Annotated in this window: 18 protein-coding genes and 1 tRNA gene; 11 read left to right on the top strand and 8 right to left on the bottom strand. The window is 27.6% G+C overall.

Going from position 1 to position 24,410, the window contains the following annotated elements:
* The first annotated feature begins 22 nt into the window (after positions 1-22).
* The 3 genes from rpoC to purH all read left to right on the top strand — a co-directional run bounded on the left by rpoC (position 23) and on the right by purH (position 6,721).
* Entirely contained in the window at positions 23-4,243 is a 4,221-nt protein-coding gene (gene rpoC, locus ATN01_RS00170) for a DNA-directed RNA polymerase subunit beta' (RefSeq protein ID WP_075433108.1), read from the top strand.
* A 464-nt stretch (positions 4,244-4,707) separates the two neighbouring features.
* Positions 4,708-4,980: an HU family DNA-binding protein gene (locus ATN01_RS00165; protein ID WP_075433107.1), complete on the top strand. Its 273-nt coding sequence runs from the start codon at positions 4,708-4,710 to the stop codon at positions 4,978-4,980.
* Positions 4,981-5,140: 160 nt separating this feature from the next.
* Positions 5,141-6,721 carry a bifunctional phosphoribosylaminoimidazolecarboxamide formyltransferase/IMP cyclohydrolase gene (gene purH / locus ATN01_RS00160; RefSeq protein WP_075433106.1) on the top strand — a complete coding sequence of 527 codons (1,581 nt, stop codon included), beginning with the start codon at positions 5,141-5,143 and terminating at the stop codon, positions 6,719-6,721.
* Between the two features lie 127 nt (positions 6,722-6,848).
* Here the strand turns inward: purH and metE are convergent, their stop codons facing one another.
* The gene (gene metE, locus ATN01_RS00155; protein ID WP_075433105.1) at positions 6,849-9,131 is read right to left on the bottom strand and encodes a 5-methyltetrahydropteroyltriglutamate--homocysteine S-methyltransferase; all 2,283 of its coding nucleotides are present in this window, start codon (positions 9,129-9,131) and stop codon (positions 6,849-6,851) included.
* A 137-nt stretch (positions 9,132-9,268) separates the two neighbouring features.
* Here metE and metR point away from each other — a divergent pair, with 137 nt between their 5' ends.
* The gene (metR, locus tag ATN01_RS00150) at positions 9,269-10,198 is read left to right on the top strand and encodes an HTH-type transcriptional regulator MetR (RefSeq protein ID WP_075433104.1); all 930 of its coding nucleotides are present in this window, start codon (positions 9,269-9,271) and stop codon (positions 10,196-10,198) included.
* Between the two features lie 60 nt (positions 10,199-10,258).
* Here metR and ATN01_RS00145 read toward each other — a convergent pair whose 3' ends face one another.
* On the bottom strand, positions 10,259-11,059 hold the full coding sequence (locus ATN01_RS00145) for a Cof-type HAD-IIB family hydrolase (protein WP_075433103.1): 801 nt from the start codon (positions 11,057-11,059) through the stop codon (positions 10,259-10,261).
* Positions 11,060-11,259: 200 nt separating this feature from the next.
* On the opposite strand from ATN01_RS00145, the gene glmU reads away from it, so the two are divergent.
* Both glmU and glmS read left to right on the top strand, forming a co-directional pair.
* On the top strand, positions 11,260-12,636 hold the full coding sequence (glmU, locus tag ATN01_RS00140; protein WP_075433102.1) for a bifunctional UDP-N-acetylglucosamine diphosphorylase/glucosamine-1-phosphate N-acetyltransferase GlmU: 1,377 nt from the start codon (positions 11,260-11,262) through the stop codon (positions 12,634-12,636).
* Between the two features lie 32 nt (positions 12,637-12,668).
* Positions 12,669-14,495, top strand: a complete 1,827-nt coding sequence (gene glmS, locus ATN01_RS00135) for a glutamine--fructose-6-phosphate transaminase (isomerizing) (protein ID WP_075433101.1) — start codon at positions 12,669-12,671, stop codon at positions 14,493-14,495.
* Positions 14,496-14,657: 162 nt separating this feature from the next.
* Here the strand turns inward: glmS and rpoH are convergent, their stop codons facing one another.
* Together rpoH and ftsY are read right to left on the bottom strand one after the other, a co-directional pair.
* Positions 14,658-15,515, bottom strand: coding sequence for an RNA polymerase sigma factor RpoH (rpoH, locus tag ATN01_RS00130; protein WP_075433100.1), 858 nt, complete (start codon positions 15,513-15,515; stop codon positions 14,658-14,660).
* A gap of 121 nt (positions 15,516-15,636) precedes the next feature.
* Positions 15,637-16,830, bottom strand: coding sequence for a signal recognition particle-docking protein FtsY (gene ftsY / locus ATN01_RS00125; RefSeq protein WP_075433099.1), 1,194 nt, complete (start codon positions 16,828-16,830; stop codon positions 15,637-15,639).
* 134 nt (positions 16,831-16,964) lie between these two features.
* On the opposite strand from ftsY, the gene rsmD reads away from it, so the two are divergent.
* The 3 genes from rsmD (at position 16,965) to dnaC (ending at position 18,844) form a co-directional block, all read left to right on the top strand.
* Positions 16,965-17,546: a 16S rRNA (guanine(966)-N(2))-methyltransferase RsmD gene (gene rsmD / locus ATN01_RS00120; RefSeq protein ID WP_075433098.1), complete on the top strand. Its 582-nt coding sequence runs from the start codon at positions 16,965-16,967 to the stop codon at positions 17,544-17,546.
* A gap of 63 nt (positions 17,547-17,609) precedes the next feature.
* Positions 17,610-18,104 (top strand): primosomal protein DnaT, encoded by a 495-nt coding sequence (dnaT, locus tag ATN01_RS00115; protein ID WP_075433097.1) that lies wholly within the window; start codon positions 17,610-17,612, stop codon positions 18,102-18,104.
* A complete protein-coding gene (gene dnaC, locus ATN01_RS00110) occupies positions 18,104-18,844 on the top strand; it encodes a DNA replication protein DnaC (RefSeq protein WP_075433096.1) in 741 nt (246 codons plus the stop codon). Before dnaT ends, dnaC begins: the two co-directional genes overlap by 1 nt.
* A 16-nt stretch (positions 18,845-18,860) precedes the next feature.
* On the opposite strand, the gene efp is transcribed toward dnaC, so the two are convergent.
* Positions 18,861-19,430, bottom strand: coding sequence for an elongation factor P (gene efp / locus ATN01_RS00105; protein ID WP_075433095.1), 570 nt, complete (start codon positions 19,428-19,430; stop codon positions 18,861-18,863).
* 33 nt (positions 19,431-19,463) lie between these two features.
* Between efp and epmB the strand changes: the two genes are divergently transcribed.
* Positions 19,464-20,471, top strand: a complete 1,008-nt coding sequence (gene epmB / locus ATN01_RS00100; RefSeq protein WP_075433094.1) for an EF-P beta-lysylation protein EpmB — start codon at positions 19,464-19,466, stop codon at positions 20,469-20,471.
* 111 nt (positions 20,472-20,582) lie between these two features.
* Here epmB and groL read toward each other — a convergent pair whose 3' ends face one another.
* Both groL and ATN01_RS00090 read right to left on the bottom strand, forming a co-directional pair.
* On the bottom strand, positions 20,583-22,229 hold the full coding sequence (gene groL, locus ATN01_RS00095) for a chaperonin GroEL (RefSeq protein WP_075433093.1): 1,647 nt from the start codon (positions 22,227-22,229) through the stop codon (positions 20,583-20,585).
* Between the two features lie 71 nt (positions 22,230-22,300).
* Positions 22,301-22,591 (bottom strand): co-chaperone GroES, encoded by a 291-nt coding sequence (locus ATN01_RS00090; RefSeq protein ID WP_075433092.1) that lies wholly within the window; start codon positions 22,589-22,591, stop codon positions 22,301-22,303.
* 295 nt (positions 22,592-22,886) lie between these two features.
* Between ATN01_RS00090 and ATN01_RS00085 the strand changes: the two genes are divergently transcribed.
* Positions 22,887-22,959 (top strand) — tRNA-Phe (locus ATN01_RS00085).
* A gap of 24 nt (positions 22,960-22,983) precedes the next feature.
* Here the strand turns inward: ATN01_RS00085 and mnmE are convergent.
* On the bottom strand, positions 22,984-24,342 hold the full coding sequence (mnmE, locus tag ATN01_RS00080) for a tRNA uridine-5-carboxymethylaminomethyl(34) synthesis GTPase MnmE (protein WP_075433091.1): 1,359 nt from the start codon (positions 24,340-24,342) through the stop codon (positions 22,984-22,986).
* Positions 24,343-24,410 lie beyond the last annotated feature (68 nt).

Below are 24,410 nucleotides of genomic sequence, written 5' to 3'. Positions count from 1 at the left end.
TTACTCCGACGGGAGCTAATGCGTGAAAGATTTATTGAAATTTTTAAAATCCCAAACTAAAAATGAAGATTTTGATGCTATTAAAATTTCTTTAGCATCACCGGATATGATAAGATCTTGGTCATTTGGTGAAGTTAAAAAGCCTGAAACTATTAATTATCGTACATTTAAACCTGAACGAGACGGATTATTCTGTGCTCGTATTTTTGGTCCGGTCAAAGATTATGAATGCTTATGCGGTAAATATAAAAGATTAAAACATCGAGGTGTTATTTGTGAAAAATGTGGTGTTGAAGTAACACAAAGCAAAGTTAGACGAGAACGAATGGGTCATATAGAATTATCTTCACCAACGGCACATATTTGGTTTTTAAAATCTCTTCCATCAAGAATAGGGCTGTTATTGGATATGCCATTAAGAGATATTGAAAGAGTGCTATATTTTGAATCTTACGTTGTCACAGAATCAGGAATGACTGATCTTGAAAAGCGTCAAATTTTAACTGAAGAACAATATTTAGATGCATTAGAAGAATTTGGCGATGAATTCCATGCAACAATGGGAGCGGAAGCAATCCAATTTTTATTAAAAGATATGAATTTAATCCAAGAATGTAATACATTACGAATGGAATTAAATGATACTCATTCTGAAACAAAAAGAAAAAAACTAACTAAACGAATTAAATTATTAGAATCTTTCATTCAGTCTCACAATAAACCTGAATGGATGATTTTGACTGTATTACCAGTCTTACCACCTGATCTTAGACCATTAGTACCATTAGATGGAGGAAGATTTGCTACATCTGATTTAAATGATTTATATCGCCGAGTAATTAATAGAAATAACCGTTTAAAACGCTTGTTAGATTTAGCAGCTCCAGATATTATTGTTAGAAACGAAAAAAGAATGCTACAAGAAGCAGTAGATGCTTTATTAGACAATGGTCGAAGAGGTAGAGCAATTACAGGGTCAAACAAAAGACCTCTTAAATCATTAGCTGATATGATTAAAGGCAAACAGGGACGATTTCGACAAAATCTTTTAGGAAAGCGTGTAGACTATTCTGGTCGTTCAGTCATTACTGTAGGTCCTTATCTTCGTTTACATCAATGTGGACTCCCTAAAAAAATGGCTCTTGAGCTTTTTAAACCTTTTATATATGGAAAATTAGAAGTTCGTGGTTTAGCAACTACTATTAAAGCAGCAAAAAAAATGGTAGAAAGAGAAGAATCAGTCGTTTGGGATATTTTAGATGAAGTTATTCGCGAACATCCAGTTTTATTAAATCGAGCACCGACTTTACATAGATTGGGGATACAAGCATTTGAACCAGTTCTTATAGAAGGTAAAGCTATTCAACTTCATCCATTAGTGTGTGCTGCTTATAATGCTGATTTTGATGGTGATCAAATGGCTGTACATGTACCATTAACACTAGAATCTCAATTAGAAGCTAGAGCGTTAATGATGTCTACTAATAACATTTTATCTCCTGCTAATGGAGAGCCAATTATTGTACCTTCCCAAGACGTTGTTTTAGGTTTGTATTATATGACTCGTGAAAAAATAAACGGAAAAGGTGAGGGTATGTTACTAAATGGTGCTAATGAAGCAGAGAAAATATATCATTTAGGCATCGCTGAATTACATTCTTTAGTAAACGTTCGTATAATAGAATATAAAAAAAATGAAGAAAAAAATTTCACACCAATTAAAAAGATAATTCCTACTACTATAGGAAGAGCTATTTTATGGATGATTGTTCCTAAAGGACTTCCGTTTAGTATGGTAAATCAAACTTTAGGGAAAAAAGATATTTCTAGAATGCTTAATACTTGTTATCGTATTTTAGGTCTCAAACCAACAGTTCTATTTGCAGATCAAATTATGTATACTGGTTTTGCTTATGCAGCAAGATCAGGTGCTTCAGTAGGTATTGATGATATGGTAATACCAGAAAAAAAAGCAAATATTATTAATGAAGCGGAAATTGAAGTTGCTGAAATACAAGAACAATTTCAATCTGGATTAGTTACAGCTGGAGAAAGATATAATAAAGTTATTGATATTTGGGCTGCAGCTAATGAAAAAGTAGCTAAAGCTATGATGGAAAACTTGTCTACGGAATCCGTAAGAAATAAAAAAGGTGAAAAAAAGAAACAAATTTCTTTTAATAGCATCTTTATGATGGCAGATTCAGGCGCTCGTGGATCTGCAGCACAAATTCGTCAATTGGCAGGAATGAGAGGTTTAATGGCTAAACCCGATGGTTCTATTATTGAAACTCCAATTACAGCTAATTTTAGAGAAGGTTTAAATGTATTACAATATTTTATTTCTACTCATGGAGCACGTAAGGGATTAGCTGATACAGCATTAAAAACAGCTAATTCTGGATATTTAACACGTCGTTTAGTGGACGTTGCTCAAGATTTAGTTGTTACACAAGATGATTGTCACACACATGAAGGTATTTTAATGACCCCACTCATTGAAGGTGGAGACGTAAAAGAACCTTTAAGAGAGCGTGTTTTAGGTCGTGTTACTGCAGAAGATATTATCGTTCCAAATACTAATAAAATCTTAATAAAAAGAAATACACTACTAAATGAAGAATGGTGTGATCTCTTAGAACAAAACTCTATAGATAATGTAAAAGTAAGATCAGTAGTGAATTGCGATACTGATTTTGGTGTTTGCGCTTACTGTTATGGACGGGACTTGGCTAGAGGTAATTTAGTAAATAAAGGGGAAGCAATTGGTGTTATTGCAGCTCAATCTATAGGAGAGCCTGGAACACAACTTACTATGAGAACCTTCCATATTGGTGGTGCTGCATCAAGAGCTGCAGCAGAATCTAGTATACAAATAAAAAATAAAGGTATTATTAGTCTTAATAATGCTAAATTTGTTACTAATTCTTCAGGGAAAATAGTTATTACTTCAAGAAATGTAGAACTTAATATAATTGATAATTTTGGTAGAACAAAAGAAAGCTATAAAGTACCTTATGGTGCTATTATGGCTAAAGGAGATGGTGAAAAAGTTTATTCTGGAGAAACTGTTGCAAAATGGGATCCACATACTATGCCTGTAATTACAGAAGTTAATGGTTTAGTTCGTTTTGTAGACATGATTGATGGTCAAAGTATTACACGACAAGCTGATGAATTAACAGGATTATCGTCTATAGTAATATTGGATACTGCAGAAAGAATGTCCACTGGTAAAGACTTAAGACCGGCATTAAAAATTGTTGATCATAATGGAACAGATGTTCTTATTTCAGGTACAGAAATGCCTGCGCAATATTTTTTACCTGGTAAAGCCATTGTTCAACTTGACGATGGAGTAAAAATTAGTTCAGGTGATACATTAGCACGAGTGCCTCAAGAATCAGGTGGTACTAAAGATATCACTGGTGGACTACCAAGAGTAGCAGATCTATTTGAAGCTAGACGTCCAAAAGAATTAGCGATTTTAGCTGAAATTAGTGGTATCATATCCTTTGGAAAAGAAACAAAAGGAAAAAGAAGATTAGTTATTACACCAGTAAATGGTAATAATGCATATGAAGAAATGATACCAAAATGGAGGCAATTAAATGTTTTTGAAGGAGAAAGAGTCGAAAGGGGGGATGTAGTATCAGATGGACCAGAATCTCCACATGATATTCTTCGATTAAGAGGCGTTCAAGCTGTCACTAGATATATTGTAAATGAAGTACAAGAAGTGTATCGTTTACAAGGTGTCAAAATTAACGACAAACATATTGAAGTTATTATAAGACAAATGCTACGTAAAGCTACTATAATTAAGTCAGGAGATTCTGATTTTTTAGATGGTGAACAAGTTGAGTTTTCTCGAATAAAAATTTCAAATCGTATTTTAAACCAAAAAAATAAAATATTAGCGTCTTTTTCACGAGATTTATTAGGTATAACTAAAGCATCACTGGCAACAGAATCTTTTATATCAGCAGCATCGTTTCAAGAAACAACACGAGTCTTAACTGAATCTGCAGTTGCAGGAAAAAAAGATGAACTACGAGGATTAAAAGAAAATGTAATTGTTGGACGTCTCATTCCTGCAGGTACAGGATATGCATATCATAAAGAACGTTTAAATCGTCGTCAAAAAAAACATAATAATTCCACAATTAACAGTCCTACAATCAGTGTTGAAGAAGCCTCTGCTAGTCTTTCAGAACTATTAAATTCCACTCTTGTACAATAAAATAATGATTATCTTTAATATTTATTAAATATATCGAAATTATGGCTGCTTTCAAAAGCAGCCAAAAAAAGGTTTAATGATTTATATTTATAGAAATAACATCTTATTTAGTCTAGTGACTAAATATGAATATTATAAACTCATGATAATATATTTTATGTTTTTTCATATATAAAATTTTTTATACAAGGACACTATAAATATCATTTATTCAAATTGTTTCAAATATATTTTTTACAATAGTCGAATATTTAAAAATATTATTCATAGTGTATATATAATTTATATAATATCTTTTTGACTATTTTATATATACTAAAATTATTTTAAAATCGAAAAGATTTTTAAAGTAATTTTTATTGTTTTATATTAATTCTTTATAAATATCAAATATTATAACTAATTTTATAAGAACAATATCTAGATAAATTTTTAATTTTTAAGTTCGCATAAAAGGAACAGTAATGAACAAAACTCAACTAATTGATATTATTTCTAAAAAATCTAATTTATCTAAAATGCAAGCAAAATCTACTTTAGAAGCCACATTATCAACTATTATTCAATCTTTAAAAAAAGGAGAATCTGTACAAATAGTTGGCTTCGGTACTTTTAAGGTTAATTTAAGATCTTCTCGAACAGGAAGAAATCCTCAAACAGGTAAAGAAATACAAATTCCCGCAACAAAAGTTCCTAGTTTTACATCTGGTAAAACACTAAAAAATGCTATTAAATAATTTAAATATATTAATCTTTAAAAAGATTAAAAGGGGCTAAAAGCCCCTAATAAAAAACTTATATTTTAAAAAATAACTTTTTTAAAATTTATTTATACATTACAAAATAACATTAATATATACAAAACATTTAATGTTTTATTCAAAAAGAAATTTTATCATGCTATCAAATAATATTATAAAAAACGCTTTAATTAGTGTTTCAGATAAAACAAATATTTTAGAAATATCAAAAACATTAATAAAAAATAAGATTAATTTATTTTCGACAGGAGGAACTGCTCAAATTTTAAAAAAAAATAATATACCAGTTATAAAAATATCAGATTATACAAAATTTCCAGAAATCATGGATGGACGTGTGAAAACATTACATCCAAAGATTATGGGAGGTATTTTAAGAAGAAAAGATAAAGATCAAGAAATTATGGATTTATATAATATTGCTTCTATAGATATAGTTATAGTCAATTTTTATCCTTTTGAAAAAGCACAAGATAATCAAAATAATAAAACTGATTATGTGATTGATAATATTGACATAGGTGGACCAACACTCGTACGTGCTTCAGCAAAAAATTATAAAAATGTTATAATTATAGTAGATATATCTGATTTTCCAAATATTATTAATTCTATTAAAAATAATACTATGAATATAGAAAAAAGATTTTATTTAGCAAAAAAAGCATTCGAATATACAGCATCTTACGAAAAAAGTATTTCAGAATATTTTATAAAACAAAATACTCTAAAAAAAACGAACTTAGAAAATTTGTTTCCTAAAGAAATTAATTTTTATTTTAAAAAAAAACAAGATTTAAGATATGGAGAAAATAAGCATCAAAAAGCATCTTTTTATATAGAAAAAAATATTTTATCATCTGGAACCATTAGCAGTGCAAAACAAATACAAGGGAAAATGTTATCATATAATAACATATCTGATGCGAATACAGCGTTAGAATGTGTAAAAGAATTTGATCAACCTGCATGCGTCATTGTTAAACATGAAAACCCTTGCGGTGTTGCAGTTAGTACCACTCTTCAAAAATCGTATTTATTAGCATATGATTCTGATCCTATTTCAGCATTTGGAGGAATTGTTGCTTTTAATGTTATATTAGACGAAAAAACAGCGCAAAACATTATTAATACTAAGCAATTTATTGAAGTTATTGTTGTACCTGAAATAAGTATTTCAGCCTTAAAAATTTTAAAAAAGAAACCAAACATAAGAATACTTATTACCGGAAAAATACAAAAAAATACTATAAAAATAGATTTTAAAAGAATTTCTGATGGGCTACTGTTACAAGAATATGATCATCAAACAATAGACCTTAAAAAATGGGATTTTGTTACACAACGAATTCCGACAAAACAAGAATTAGAAGATTGTATATTTTGTTGGAAAGTAGTGAAATATGTTAAATCAAATGCAATTGTATACGGTCGTAATCAAACAACTATTAGTATAGGAGCAGGTCAAATGAGTAGGATTTACTCTGCTAAATTAGCTAATATTAAAATACAAGATCAAAATAAAAATATTATTGGAGCAGCTATGGCTTCTGATGCTTTTTTCCCTTTTAGAGATGGAATTGATAGCGCTGCTTCAATTGGTATTCATTGTGTTATTCAACCAGGTGGATCTATACGTGATAAAGAAATTATACAAGCAGCAAATGAAAATAATATGACGATGATTTTTACTAATAAACGTCATTTTAAACATTAGTATATTTAAAATTAAATTGTTTTATTGAATAAAAGAACTTTTTATCGTCTGCTAAATCATCATTTGGATTTTAATAAAAATCTCAAAGATGATTTAACACTAAATTATGTTTTAATTCGACAAAAAATTAACCTAAAAAATTTTTATTATTTTTAATATTTTCTCTTAATTTTTTTGTGGCGGTAACCATATTTTTTAATGCTAATATTGTTTCAATCCAATTTCTTGTTTTTAAACCACAATCTGGATTCACCCAAACACGTTTAAAGGGAATATATTTTATTGCTTTCTCTAATAATATAATCATTGATTCTATACTTGGTATATTTGATGAATGTATATCATATACCCCAGGACCAACTTCATTTGGATATTGAAATTCTTTAAATGATTCTAATAATTCCATATCTGAACGAGCTGTTTCTATTGTAATCACATCGGCATCTAATAAAGAAATTGCATGCATTATATCATTAAATTCACAATAACACATGTGTGTATGAATTTGTGTAGTATTTTTTACACCCGAAGAACTTAAACGGAATGCATTAACAGACCAAGATAAATACTTAGACCAATTACTTTTTCTTAGTGGTAAACCTTCTCGTAAAGCAGGTTCATCAATTTGAATAATTTCTATTTTTTCTCTTTCTAAATCTAATACTTCATCTCTTAATGATAAAGCAATTTGTGTAGCAATTTTTTGTAATGAAATATCTTCTCTGGGAAAAGACCAAAGTAAAATAGTCATCGGTCCGGTCAACATACCTTTTATTGGTTTTTTTGTTAAAGATTGGGCATATTTAGACCATTCTATGGTAATAGGTTTAGATCGATTAATATCACCGATAATAATAGGAGGCTTTACACAACGAGAACCATAACTTTGAACCCAACCATTATCTGTAAATATAAATCCGTCTAAATTTTCACCAAAGTATTCCACCATATCATTTCTTTCAGCTTCACCATGCACTAAAACATCTATATCTAATTCTTCCTGTTTTTTTATTACTTTTTTAATATGATTTTTAATTCCTATTGAATATTCGTTTTCATTGATTAATTTGTTTTTAAAATCACGACGTAATTTTCTTATGTCAATAGTTTGAGGAAAAGATCCGATAGTAGTTGTTGGTAAAATAGGAAAATTAAACTTTTTATTTTGTTCAATAGAACGAATTTCATAAGAACTGATTCGTTTATATTGATCAGTTGTAATTTTAGATAAACGTTTTTCTACTTCAATTTTGTGAACTTTTTTTGAAAAAATACGTTTATAAATAGGCAAACACCATTTTTCAATAAAAGAAATATCATTTTTATTTAATGCATTTGATAAAAATGATAATTCATTGCATTTTTGTACAGCAAAAGAAAACCATTCTTTTGTTTCTTGATCTAAATTTTTTTCTTCTTTTAAATCAATTGGTGTATGTAATAAAGAGCATGATGAACCAATTAAAATTCTTTTACGATCTTTTAAAATTTTAGAAATAGATCTAAACCATTTTACAAGATCAGAACGCCAAATATTTCGACCATTAATTACACCTAAAGATAACATCCACTCTGACGGTATTTGATAATTAAACTTTATCAAATCGTATTTCCCAGCAATTAAATCAATATGAATCCCTTGAATAGGCAAATCACGAATAAATTCTATATTATGATTAATACTATCAAAATACGTAGTAAGTAAGATTTTAGTTATTCCATACAGTTCTTTATAAGCATAGGTATAAGCGTCTTTCCATTTTTTTGGCAATTCTAAAACTAGAACTGGTTCATCTATTTGAATAAAATCAATGTTACGATTAGATAATTCTTTTAAAATTTTTTTATATATAAAAATAATATTTTCTAATATATCTAAACGATCAAAATATTTTCCTTTTACTTTACCTAACCACAGATATGTCAAAGGACCTAAAAGAACAGGTTTAACCTTATATCCTAATAGTAAAGCTTCATCTACTTCATTTAAAATTTGTTTCCAAGAAAATTTTAAAATTTTATTTTTATAAAATTCAGGTACAATGTAATGATAATTAGTATTAAACCATTTAGTCATTTCTGAAGCAACAATGTCTGGAGTGCAGCCTCGTGCAATTCTAAACAAACAATCTAAATCAAAAATATCGTTGTCAAGATTGTGTCTTTCTGGGACGTTGCCTAACATCATAGTTGTAGTTAAAACATGATCATACCAAGAAAAATCACCAACCGGTATATAATCAATCCCAGATTCTTTTTGTTTTTCCCAATTTGTTTTTCTTATATTATAACCAATAGATAATAAATCTTTTAGCGAAATATCACCAGACCAATATTTTTCTTGAGCAAATTTTAATTCACGATGTAATCCTATTCTTGGAAAACCAAGAGTATGATTTAAAACTGTCATTTTATATATCCCATCTTTATCTAAATTGTTTAATAAAAAAAATTATCATTGCTTTATTGAAAATATATAACTTATAATTCTAGTTTTAAGAAAAATTAGCAAGCGTAAATAGTTAATTCTTAATATGAAGAAATCTCATGATTGAAATAAAACACCTACGAACATTACAAGCATTAAAAAGAAATGGGTCACTCAGTGCAGCTGCAATTCAATTGCATCACACACAATCAGCAATATCTCATCAATTTAATGAATTAGAGAAAAAATTAGGATTCAAATTATTTATTCGAAAGAGCAATCCTATAAAATTTACAATTCAAGGTAATATTTTACTTCAATTATCTGAAGAAATATTACCTAAAATAAAGCAAGCAATAAAAAAATGTACGAACTCACATCATAAAATTGTTCGATTAGCTATAGAATGTCACAGTTGTATTCAATGGTTAACACCAGCTTTAAAAATTTTTCAAAAAAAACTACCAAAAGTAAAAATAGATTTTTTTTCTGATATGATTTTTAGTCCTCAGCCACTTTTGCAACAAGGAAAACTAGATATTGTACTAACTTCCGAAGTTTTACCCCGAAGTAATTTACTTTACATACCCATGTTTGATTTTGAAGTACGTTTAATTTTATCTCCTAACCATCCACTGGTATTAAAAAACGATGAAATTACCCCTAAAGATCTTGCATCTGAAATATTAATGACCTATCCTGTAGACAGAAATAGATTAGATATATGGAAATATTTTTTAAAACCTGCAGGTATCATACCTATTTTTAAAAATGTAAATAATACTTTACTTTTAATACAAATGGTTTCTGCACAAATGGGAATTGCTGCATTACCACATTGGGTAGTAGATAATTTTGAACGTCAAGGTTTAATAATAACAAAACAAGTAGGAAGTGGAATATGGGGAAGATTATATGCAGCAATACGTAATGGTGAACAAAAAGAGTTGGTTATACAATCTTTTATTCATTCTATACATTTACATGCTTGTACTCATTTACAATTTATTCGCGGTGTATTAAAACCGCAAATTCTTAAAAAATTTTAATCTAACTATTATAAGGTTATTAACCTAAAAAAAATATATATTTATTCGATAATATATTTTTTATTTTTTGATAAATATTTTATATAAACATTTTGCTACACCATTATTATCATTACTGTCAATAATTTTAGCATTTGGTAATACGTTTTTCAAACGTACATCAGCATTTTTCATAATATAAGCTTGTCCAGAAATAGATAACATATCTTCATCATTCATTCCATCACCAAAGGCATAACAATATTTCAAAGAAATATTTAATAAACGAGATATTAATTTTAATCCGCGACCTTTAGAAGTCTTACTTGATACAACTTCTAAACAGCCAGGGACAGAAAAACTAATATTCACTTTATGACCCCATAATGTAGTAATTTGTTTTTCAAGATTATATAATTTTTGTACGTTTTTACTTGTAAAAAAAATTTTATTAATTTTATTTAACTGCAAATCTTCTAAATTTAAATGTTCATATTGTAATGATGTAAGAGTAGGACAAAAATTGTTATCTATTTTATTATTATTTATATACCATTTATTATTTTGATATGTCTGTGTAATAATATCTTCATCTTTATATACGATTTGACATAATTCTAAAGCAACATCTTCATCTAAATCATTACTAAAAATTAATTTGTTATTTAAATCATAAATTCTCGCTCCATTAGAAGTAATCATAAATGATTTAATATTTAAAATATCTCTAATTTTTATGACATCTAAATAATGACGACCAGAAGCAATAACAAAGAAATTTTTTTTTATTAATGAATTTATAATTTTTTTAGTATATTTTGTAACTTTGTTTTGTGAAGACAGTAAAGTACCATCTAAATCTACTGCAATAATCTGAGGCATAAAATCACCTTAAAATATAATATATATTATAACAAATAATATTCTATATAAACATTTTATGTAATAAATTGATAATAAAAACACATGAAACACATAACAATTTTAAAGAAAAACATTAAAAATATAATTAATTAAAACTATTCAATTAAAAATTTTTTAATTAATATTAATAACAAAATTTTTATCACAAGGTTTTTGTAATGTTAAAAAAAAAAACAAACGTCATAATACTTGCAGGTGGAAAAGGAACTAGAATGCAATCTAACTATCCTAAAGTATTGCATATTTTAGGTGGAAAAACAATTTTAGAGCATGTTATTCAAACAGCGAAATCTATAAAACCAAAAAAAATCATATTAGTACACAGCCATGATAAAAAAATGATCTCATCTAAAATTTGTGAGAATTCTCTTACATGGGTATATCAAAAACAACCAAAGGGAACAGCACAAGCAATACAATTAGCCATAAAAAATATACCAGATGATGAGAATGTTTTAGTTTTATATGGGGATGTACCACTGATTTCTGTAGAATCAATAAAAAAACTAAAAAATTCTAAAAAACAATCAAAAATCAATCTTTTAACTATGAAAGTAAAAAATCCTCTTGGATATGGACGTATTTTACGAAAAAACGGAAAAGTTGTAGGAATAGTAGAAGAAGTAGATGCAACTTGGAAACAAAAAAACATTAAAGAAATATATTCTGGAATTTTTATTGCTAATAAAAAAGATTTAAAAAGATGGTTAAAAAAAATCCATAATAACAATAAACAAAAAGAATTTTATGCTACTGATATTATTTCTCTAGCATATTTTGAAGGAAACTTTATTCAAACAACAGAACCATTGAAATTTCAGGAAATTTTAGGAATAAATAATAAATTAGAATTATCTATTGTAGAAAAAATCCTTCAAAAAGAACAAATTAATAAATTACTTATTGGAGGAGTAATACTAAAAGATCCTTATCATTTTACCCTAAGAGGAAATCTGAAACATGGGAAAAACGTTGAAATCGACACAGGTGTTGTTTTTGAGGATAATGTCATTTTAGGTGATAATATTAAAATTGGGGCTGGTTGTATTATAAAAAATAGTATTATTGACAGTCAAACTAATATTAAAGCATATACAATTATAGAAAATTCTAAAATAGGTAGAAATTGTATTATAGGTCCATTTTCTCATTTACGAAATAATTCTATATTAGATAAAAAAATACAAATAGGAAACTTTGTTGAAATAAAAGAGAGTGTTATAAAAAAAACATCTAAAATTAAACATTTAAGCTATATTGGAAATGCTGAAATTGGTAGTTCAGTTAATATCGGAGCAGGTAGTATTACGTGTAATTATGATGGTGTTAAAAAATTTAAAACTATTATTGGCGATAACGTTTTAGTCGGATCGAATACAGAATTAGTAGCACCTATTAAAATTGTAAAAAACACAACTATTGCTGCAGGTACTACATTAACAAAAGATGTTAATCAACCTTGTTTAGTTTATAATAAAAAAGAACAAAAATATAAAAAAGATTGGATCAGTCCTAATAAATTTTATAAAAAATAAATATTATAATAAAACAAAAAAAGGATATAAATATGTGCGGTATTATTGCTGCAATAACACAACGCAACATTATCGATATTCTAACTAAAGGCCTTAAAAAACTAGAATATCGAGGATATGATTCTTCAGGATTAGCTATAATAAATAATGAAAAAAATATTGTTAGAATTCGTTGTGTTGGAAAAGTAAACAAATTAATAAACAAAGTGAATAAAAAAAAAATATTTGGTACAATTGGAGTTGCTCATACAAGATGGGCTACTCATGGAATAGTTTCTAAAGAAAACACTCATCCACATATTTCTTCTAATATTATTGTCGTACACAACGGAATTCTTGAAAATGATGCTTTATTACGTGATTTTTTAAAAACTCAAGGATATATATTTCGTTCTAATACAGATACAGAAGTAATTGCACATTTATTACACTGGGAACAAAATAAAACAAAACATTCTATTAAAAATGTTATACAAGATAGTGTAAATAAATTACATGGTAATTATAGCATGGTTGTAATCGATAAAAACAATCCTTTAGAATTAATAGCAGTTTGTTCTAAAAGTCCATTAATTATAGGATTAGGTATAGGAGAAAATTTTATTGCTTCTGATCAGATCGCATTATTAAATATTACAAAACGTTTTATGTATTTAGAAGATGGTGATATTGCTGTTATTAAAAAAAAAGACATTAATATTTTTAATAAAAATGATTTTATTATTCATAGAAAAGAGATTTTCTCTAATATAAAATACAAAACAGTAAAAAAAGGAAAATATCGTCATTATATGGAGAAAGAGATATATGAACAACCGGTTTCTATTAAAAATACTTTAGAAAATCGTTTAAATAAAAATAATACAATAAATTTTTTAGAATTAGGAAAACAAGAAGATGTTTTGTTTTGTAAAATAGAACATATTCACATAGTTGCATGTGGTACTTCATATAATGCAGCAATGGTTTCTAAATATTGGTTTGAATCACTGACTAACACGCCTTGTGATGTTGAAATAGCTTCTGAATTTTCTTCAAGAACATTAGCCGCAAGAAAAAATAGTTTTTTAATTACCATATCACAATCTGGCGAAACTGCGGATACATTATCAGCGTTGAGACAATCTAAAAAACTTAAGTATTTAGGAAATCTAACAATATGTAATATGGAAGGGTCTACTTTAGTTAAAGAATCAGATTATTACTTATCAACTAACGCTGGAATAGAAATAGGAGTTGCTTCGACAAAATCTTTTACGACGCAACTAACTGTTTTACTTATGTTGGTTGCTAAAATTGCAAATTTAAAAAAGATAAATAATATTGAAAAAAAAATTGTAAAAAATTTAAACATGCTACCTAATAGAATTACAGAAATATTGGAAAACAAACAATTAATTAAAAATATAGCAACTCAATTATTTAATAAAAAACATATGTTATTTATTGGAAGAGGTGAATATTATCCTATTGCTATGGAAGGTGCGTTGAAATTAAAAGAAATATCTTATATTCATGCTGAAGCTTATGCAGCTGGAGAACTGAAGCATGGACCTCTCGCATTAATTGATAAAGATATACCAGTTATCGTTATAGCTCCAAAAAACACATTATTAGAAAAAATAAAAAAAAACATAAAAGAAATATCTTCAAGAAGTGGTTTAATCTATGTATTTTCTGATCAAACATTTAATTATGAGGAAAATGTAAATTTTATTACTCTACCATATGTAGAAACATTTATAGCACCAATTTTTTATACCATTCCTTTACAATTACTTGCTTATTATATTGCGTTAAATAAAAATAAAAATATTGATAAACCAAGACATCTTGCTAAATCAGTTACAGTAGAATGATGCTATGTACTAATTTTTTATGTATAAAAAAAATAACATTGTTTGAGATCAAAAAGAGTATGAGTCTTCAATTTTAAATAAACTCAATCTCATACTCTACATAAAAAATTCTTTTTTATCGTATTGATATAAAAAAATATAATAAAAAATTATTTTATAAGATTAAGATTCTATTGCTATTTTTAGTTTTTTCATGGCGTTTTTTTCTAATTGTCGTACACGTTCTGCAGATATACCATAGCTGTTAGCTATTTTTTGTAAAGTACGTTTTTTATCTTGATCTAACCAGCGTGCATGAATAATATCGCGACTACGTTTATCTAATGCCAACAATGCGATACTTAATTTGTTTGTGGCATGTTGATCCCAGTCATCAGCTTCTACATTAGACGCAAAATTAGAGGTTTTATCCTGTAAATATTGTCCGGTATTATGATTTTTCCCATCTATATAGTCTTCTTCTGGAATTGGATTAAAGGTCACGTCTTGAACAGACATTCGTGATTCCATTTCTCTAACATCTTTACTACTAACTCCTAATTCTCTTGCAACCATATTAATTTCTTCTTCATTAAACCAACCTAATCTTTTTTTGGTTTTTCTTAGATTAAAAAACAGTTTTCTCTGAGATTTTGTAGTAGCTACTTTAACAATACGCCAATTTCGTAAAACATATTCATGAATTTCTGATTTAATCCAATGTACAGCAAAAGAGACTAAGCGAACTCCTATTTCTGGATTAAATCTACGAACTGCTTTCATTAAACCAATATTCCCTTCTTGTATAAGATCTGATTGAAGTAAACCATATCCTGAATAACTTCGTGAAATATGAACGACAAAACGAAGATGAGATAAAATTAAAGTTTTTGCAGCATCTAAATCTCCATTATAACGTAAACGTTGAGTAAGTAATTGCTCTTCTTTTATTGATAACATTGGCCATAAATGAGCTACTCTAATGTATGCATCTAAATTACTTGGTGGTGTCACAGATAAGATCTGTAATTTATTAATCATTTTTATTCCCGCATCAATGCAATATCTTTTACGAAAGTTTAAGTATGTGGGATACTAATATAATACTTTAATTAAAAATATAAATCAAAAGATTTATATTGATAGAATAAAAAAATATTTACTATCTACTACTAAAGATAGACTCGATAAATTCTTTACTATTAAACACACCTAAATCTTCTGTTTTTTCACCAATTCCAAGATATCGAATAGGAATTTGAAACTGATCAGCTAATGAAAAAATAACCCCTCCTTTTGCTGTTCCATCTAATTTAGTAATGATAATGCCAGTTAAATTAAGAGCTTGATGAAACATATCTGTTTGCTGTATTGTATTTTGTCCATTACAAGCATCAACAATTAATATCTTTTCATGAGGAGCACATGAATCTATTTTTTTCATAACTCTAATTATCTTCTTCAATTCTTCCATTAAATGGAATTTATTATGTAATCTTCCTGCAGTATCAATAATTAATACATCGATTTTTTTTGCTTTTGCTGACATCATTGCATCAAATACTACTGCAGCTGGATCTGAATTAGAACTTTGCGCTATTACTGGTATTTTATTTAATTTTCCTAATATTTGTAATTGATCTATACCTGCTGCTCTAAATGTATCTGCTGCAGCTAAAATTACCGATTTTCCTTCTAATTTATATTTTTTTGCTAATTTAGAAACTGTTGTTGTTTTGCCTGTTCCATTTACGCCTACAACTAAAATGACAAAGGGTGTATGATTAAATATTTGTAAAGGTTCTTCTACTTGTTTTAAAATATTAAACATATTTTTTTTTAATAAAAAATATACCTTTTCAGAAATCTGTAAATCTTTTCGATTAATTTCTTTAATTAAATTAGCAATAATGCGATCTGTAGTTTTAACACCAATATCAGCAAGTAACATTTTTTCTTCTAATTCTTCAAAAAGAATTTTATCAATCGTTTTTGATAAAAAAATATGATGAATACTATCACCAAGAAATTTCTTTGTTTTTTTTAATTTTGATTGTAAACGAGAAAAAAAATTTATATTCTTATTTTCAAAAGTTTCTAAATTGTTCACATTATTATCTAATGTTATTGAATTTTGATCTTTTAAATCATTTTTTTTAATTGATAAATTTTTTAAATCATATAAATCTTGATCAGATTTTATGTTTTCTTTTTTGGTCTGAACGATTTCTTTTTCGAGTAAAAAATCGTTTTTTTTATTTATCTCTTCTGTATTATTTGATTTTTTTTCTCTATTTTTTTTTCTTATAGTAGAGCTCAACCAAGAAAAAAAACTAGTTTTTTTACTATCTTTCATTTATTTATCCTTATATTTTATAATAAACATAATTATTTTCATGAAATTTTGAATATATTTTAAAAAATGTTTCATTTACATGATTAATAATCATAAAATAGATTATATCAACAAAATCAAAAAATCGAATAAAAATGCGTAATCATTTTTTAAAAAAAAATGGAAAAGTGTATATTGTTTCTGGAAAATTAAAAGGAAGAAAAATATCTTTTACTAGTGCGGTAAATTTACGTCCTACAACTAATCGCATACGAAAAACTGTATTTGAGTGGTTAACTAAATATATAAAACACGCTCGATGTCTTGATTGTTTTGCAGGAAGTGGTGCATTAGGGATCGAAGCTATATCTCGTCATGCTGAATTTTTAACATTTTTAGAAATAAGAAAACAAACCATTATGAATCTCAAAAATAATATTCATACATTGAATATACATAATTTAGAAATTATACACACAAATACTTTAAATTGGTTAAAAAAACATGGAACACCATATGATATAATATTCATCGATCCACCTTATCATACAGGATTAATTCAATTAACTCTCGAATTATTAGAAAAAAACAAATGGGTTAAAAAAAATTCTCTTATTTATATTGAAAAAGCTAAAGGAAAGTCGCTTTCACTATCCAAAAATTGGATTTTGCATAAAAAAAAAATTACGAACGACATCGAATACTATCTCTATTTTTTTAACATATCAAATTTATAATTTTTATATTAAGATATCTAATCATACATATTAGATTACGAGTTTTAAAAAGGTAAAATATTTATGAAAATTTTAATTTCTCAAAATACAACACTTGATTTATTTTGTAAAAACCCCATTAAGATTTTAAAAGAATCTAATAATGGTGCTATAGCTGTTTTAAAAAATAACACTCCAATCTTCTATGCAGTCACACCTGATTTTTTAAAAAAAGTCTTTGATCTTGAATATAATTCAATATATAAAAATATAAAAAAGCTGAATATCAATAAAAAGTTTTCTATGCATTCCAAATGGATGCCTGATACAGACTTTATCCATCAAGCAGCATTATGGGGGATTACATTAGATAAAGAACCATCTACATCTGAAATTACATCTTTTGTTTCTTATTGGAAAGCAGAAGGTTGTTTTTTTTATCATATACAATGGCAACAAAAATTAGCTAGAAGTTTGCAAAGAAGTAGATCAATGGATAATTTTTCACAAAAAAAACGAGACATTACTTACATACCAACACCAGATCAAACCATACCTGATGGATTTAGAGGTAAATAATGACATTTTACACTGAATTCTTTAAACGTCTTCAACGTCTTATGCCTAATCACATTAAACCAAAATTTGATAATGACGAAGATTTATTAGCTTGGAATCAAGAACAAGGAAGATTGTCTTCTGAATCTATCTTACGCGCAAATAAAGCTATGCGCATGCAACGTGTGCTAGGAAGATCAGGAATACGAGAATTATATATGAATTGTTCATTTGATAATTATAAAGTTGAACATGACGGTCAAAGAAGAGTTCTTAAAGCATCAAAACGATATGCAGAGGAATTTAATCAAAATATTGCAAGTTTTATTTTTTCAGGTAAACCAGGAACAGGAAAAAATCATTTAGCCTCAGCTATAGGAAATTATTTAATTTTACACGGAAAAAGTATTTTACTCGTTACAGTTGCTGATTTAATGTCAAATATGAAAGGTACGTTTAATGGTACCAGTCATATTACTGAGGAAAACTTATTACATAATCTTAGTAGCGTAGATTTATTAATGATTGATGAAATTGGTATGCAAACCGAATCTCGTTATGAAAAAGTGATTATTAATCAAATAGTTGATAGGCGTTCATCATCTAAACGATCAACTGGAATGTTGTCAAATCTAGATCACAAAGGGATGAAAAGTTTATTAGGGGAAAGAGTAATCGATAGAATGCGATTAGGTAATAGCTTATGGCTAACTTTCGAATGGGATAGTTATAGACAATATGTAAAAGGTAATGAATATTAATAAAAATAAAAAATCGTTATTTAATTCTACATACGTATTCACCAGATCTAGTATCTACTTTTACTAATGAACCGATTTCAATAAAAACAGGTACTCTTATAATCGCACCTGTACTTAAAGTAGCTAATTTAGTTATATTATTGTTAATAGTATCATTTTTTAAAGTAGCATCTGTACTGATAATTTTCAGTTCTACAAAATTTTTAGGTATAATAGAAATTGGTCGTTTATTCCATAAAATGGCAATACATAAATCTTGTTCCAATAACCATTTTTTGTTCGAACCAATAATATTTTTTTCGACTGATAATTCTTCAAACGTCTTGTCATCAATAAAATACCAAAAATGACTATCATTATACAAATACACAACTTTTTTTTCTAAAATATCAGCTATTGGAAATGAGTCTGTAGATTTAAAAGTTTTTTCTATAAGTTGTTTTGTTGAAAAATTTCTTAATTTTACACGGACAAAAGACTGTCCCTTCCCGGGCTTTACAAATTCACTAGACTCTATTAAATAAGGTTCGTTTTCAAATATAATTTTATTACCGGAACGAAAACTATTGCTATAATACACTCTCATACCAACCTTTATTTTTGCAAAATATATATAAAAATGAGATTAAAAAATAATACTCTTATAACAAGAGACAAGTGGTTATACGAGTTATCTACATCAATAACTCAACCAAAAGAACTACTAAAAATTCTTAAGTTAGACAGTTATAAACAATATTCTAAATTAAAAAAAAACAAAATATTTCCATTTCGTGTCCCTCTTTCATTCGTATTAAGAATGAAAAAAAATGATCCACAAGATCCACTTTTTCTTCAAGTAATTACTAATAATCAAGAATTTTTAAACACTGTAAAATATATTAAAGACCCTATAAAAGAAACAAATCATATCGTTTTACCTGGATTATTACATAAATATAACGATCGCGTATTGTTACTTGTAAAAACAAATTGTGCTATCAATTGTAGATATTGTTTTCGAAAATATTTTCCATACGAAAAAAACAAAGGAAAAAAAAGTAATTGGATTCGAGCACTTGAATATATTAAAAAAAACAAATACCTAAACGAAGTTATTTTGTCTGGTGGCGATCCACTCATGGCGAAAGATCATGAATTATTATGGCTGGTTACATATTTATCTAAAATTAATCATATAAAACGATTAAGGATACATACTCGATTACCTATTGTAATTCCTAACCGTATTACTTCTGATTTATGTAATATTTTTGTTAAATCATCATTAAAAATCGTTTTCGTTACCCACATAAATCACCCACAAGAAATCAATCAAGAACTCAGTCAAAGTCTTTTAAAATTAAAAGAATCGGGTGTAATTTTATTAAATCAAAGTGTTTTGTTAAAAAATATTAATGATGACGCTATTATTTTAGCAGAATTAAGTAGTTTATTATTTGAAAATAATATTTTACCATATTATTTACATATTTTAGACAAAGTAAGTGGAGCTATGCATTTTTCAGTTTCAATCAAAAAAGCAAAATATATTATGAAAGATTTAATAAAAATGATATCTGGTTATTTAGTACCTAAATTAGTTTATGATATTGGTTCAAAAGATAATAAATTAATAATTTTTTAATAGAGAAAAAAACTAATTTATTCGATTTATCATATTCAAAAACTTTCCTCAGAATCATTAAATCTGAGGAAAGAAAAAATTCATATACTTTTAACACAGATAAATAGTTGATTACATCATTCCACCCATGCCACCCATTCCTCCTGCAGGAGAAGGGCTAGAATCAGAAGATTTTTCTTCTTTTGGCAAATCAGTAACCATACATTCAGTTGTAATCATTAAACCAGCTACTGAAGCTGCATATTGTAAAGCAGATCGTGTAACTTTAGTAGGATCTAATATACCAAAATCTATCATATCACCATATTCATCAGTAGCTGCGTTATAACCATAATTACCTTTTCCATCTTTAACATTATTAGTCACTACAGATGGTTCTTCTCCTGAATTTGATACAATTTGACGTAAAGGAGCTTCCATTGCACGTAGAGCAACTCGAATACCTACATTTTGATCTTCATTTTGACCACGTAAATTAGATATTTTTCCTGCTACTCGAACTAGTGCCACACCACCACCAGCAACTACACCTTCTTCAACTGCTGCACGAGTCGCATGTAATGCATCTTCAACACGAGCTTTTTTCTCTTTCATTTCTACTTCTGTCGCTGCACCTACTTTAAGTACTGCAACTCCACCTGATAATTTAGCTAAACGTTCATTTAATTTTTCTTTATCATAGTCAGAAGTAGCTTCTTGAATTTCTTGACGAATCTGACTAATACGACTTTGAATTGTGTGTTTTTCTCCAGAACCACCGATTATAGTTGTGGTGTCTTTATTAATAACTACACGTTTTGCTTGACCTAAATCTTCTAAGGTAGATTTTTCTAAATCCATTGCTAATTCTTCAGAAATCACAGAACCACCAGTAAGAATAGAAATATCTTGTAACATAGCTTTACGACGATCTCCAAATCCAGGAGCTTTTACTGCTGCTACTTTTACAATTCCTCTCATAGAATTCACTACTAATGTGGCTAATGCTTCACCTTCTAAATCTTCCGAAATAATTAATAACGGTTTTCCTGATTTTGCAACAGATTCTAATATTGGTAACATTTCACGTACATTGGAAATTTTTTTATCGGCCATTAAAATATATGGATTTTCTAATTCAACAATACCCGTTTCTGGTTTGTTGATAAAATAAGGCGATAAATAACCTCTATCAAATTGCATACCTTTAACAACTTCTAATTCATTTTGTAAACCTGTTCCTTCTTCTACTGTAATCACTCCATCATTACCTACTTTTTCCATTGCTTCTGCAATTAATGCTCCAACTTTTTCATCTGCGTTTGCAGAAATAGTTCCTACTTGGGTAATTGCTTTAGAATCAGAACACGGTACTGATAAGTTTTTTAATTCTTCTACAGCACTAATAACGGCTTTATCAATCCCACGTTTTAGATCCATCGGATTCATTCCAGCTGCTACAGCTTTTAAACCTTCATTCACTATAGATTGTGCTAATAATGTTGCTGTTGTAGTACCATCACCTGCTGCATCATTTGCTTTTGATGCAACTTCTTTTACCATTTGAGCTCCCATGTTTTCGAATTTATCTTCTAATTCGATTTCACGAGCTACTGATACACCATCTTTTGTAATACTAGGTGCTCCAAAAGACTTATCTAAAACTACATTTCTACCTTTTGGTCCTAAAGTTACTTTTACTGCGTCAGCTAAAACATTAACTCCGCGAAGCATTTTAATTCGAGCTTCATTTCCAAATTTTACATCTTTAGCAGCCATTTTTACATTCCCTTAAATAAATTTTTTAATGAATATAACGTATAGTTTACTCAGTTTTTTGACTCAGTTTACTATTCAACAATTGCCAAAATGTCACTTTCATTTAAAATCAATAATTCTTCATTATCAATTTTTTCTGTTTTTGCACCATATCCTTCATTAAAAATAACAAGATCACCAACTTTTACATCTAATGGCTTAATTTCTCCATTATCTAATACACGACCCTTACCTACAGCTGTTACTGTGCCTCTAGTAGACTTTCCTGCAGCAGAACCTGTAAGAACAATACCACCTGCAGACTTTGCTTCAACTTCTTTACGTTTAACAAGCACACGATCATGCAACGGACGAATTTTCATATAACAATACTCCTGTGAATAATCTTGCTTAATTTTTTTATAATTTTATTATTTTAAAATAATCTAAAATATTTTCTTATTTTAAATATATGGATCTTTATTAAAACTTTCAAGGGTAAATATTATTTTTTTATATTTTTCTTATTTATTCATACTTTAATTATATTGAAATAGCTTGTTTTTTAATTCCTTACAAGAATTTTATTTATTTTAAAAAGAACAAACAATTAATAAAGAAATAAAAAAATATTGACAATGTTTTAGATTTGATGATTTAATATAGTTTTTAAAATAAGCCCGGATAGCTCAGTCGGTAGAGCAGGGGACTGAAAATCCCCGTGTCGGTGGTTCAATTCCGCCTCCGGGCATATTAAAATGTACAATATCAAAAGTTATTTTCCAATACAAAAACTAGAAAAAATATGTTCTAATAAATCATCAGAGGTAAATTTTCCTGTTATTTCTCCTAAAAACTTACTTATTAATCTAAGCGATTCAGCTAAACACTCAATATTTTGAAAAGTCAACCAATTTTTTCTAGCAAGTAAAAATTCTTTATATGCTAAATCAATTTGATGTATATGTCGTCTACGCGCAATAAAGATACTTTTATTGCTTCTATTTTTTTCAATTTTTACAATATGATTACGTAATACGTCAATACCTTGTCCTGTATACGCAGAAACACTAATAAAAAAGAACCCCTGTCTTTTTTTAATACCAAATTCATCCTGCATTAAATCATTTTTATTTAAAACAAAAGTTACTTTTATAGTATTCGGAATATTTTTTATAAAATCATCACATATTTTTTTTTGTTGTACTATACTCTTGGTTTTATCAACAACAAAAAGAACATGATCACATTTTTTAATGGTATCCCATGTTCGTGCAATTCCAATAGATTCTATTTTATTTTTTGTTTTACGCAAACCAGCGGTATCAATAAGTTTATATAAAACACCATGAATATTAACAGATTCATAAAGAAGATCTCGGGTAGTTCCAGGTATATTTGTTACTATTGCTCTGTCACACGATGACAAAGCGTTTAGTAAACTAGATTTACCTGCATTCGGTAAACCTGCAATTATTATTTTTTTTTCTTCTCTTAATATACTTCCTTCTGAAATATTTTTTTGAATTTGTTTAAAATTTTCATTTAATTGAATAAATTTGTCATACACTAAAGTTTGTATATTAATATCAATTTCATCTTCTACAAAATCTATACTAGATTCTAAATTTACACGAAATTCAATAATTGAGTTGATTAATTCTTGAATAGAAAATGAAAAACTACCTTCTAATGAATTTAATGCCGCACGTGCAAATAATTCTGTTTCTGAATTAATTAAATCATCTATAGATTCAGCTTGAATTAAATCTATTTTTCCATTAAAAAACGCACGTTTAGAAAATTCTCCTGGTTCAGCAATTCTAGTATTTTTAATAGCAATAATTCTTTTAATTAATAGATCCATAATCAATGGATTACCATGCCCTTGTAATTCTAATACATCTTCACCTGTAAATGAATGCGGAGCAGGGAACCAGATACATATACCTTTATCTAATATTTGATTATTTTGATCTAAAAATTTTGAATAAGTGGCAAATCTTGCTTGGGGCATTGTGCCTAAAATTTCTATAGCAATTTTTTTTGTTTGAGGACCTGATATCCTTAATATTCCAACTGCACTCTTTCCAGGACAAGTTACTTGTGCAACAATAGTGTCATTATCAATCATAAAATGTTTTCTTAATATAAATATCAAAAAATTAAAAACTGATATTTTTTAGCATGTTTAAAAAAATA

This window comes from Buchnera aphidicola (Diuraphis noxia) (genome assembly GCF_001700895.1).
Taxonomy (GTDB): domain Bacteria; phylum Pseudomonadota; class Gammaproteobacteria; order Enterobacterales; family Enterobacteriaceae; genus Buchnera; species Buchnera aphidicola_D.
This window is presented reverse-complemented; position numbering and strand designations above follow the sequence as displayed.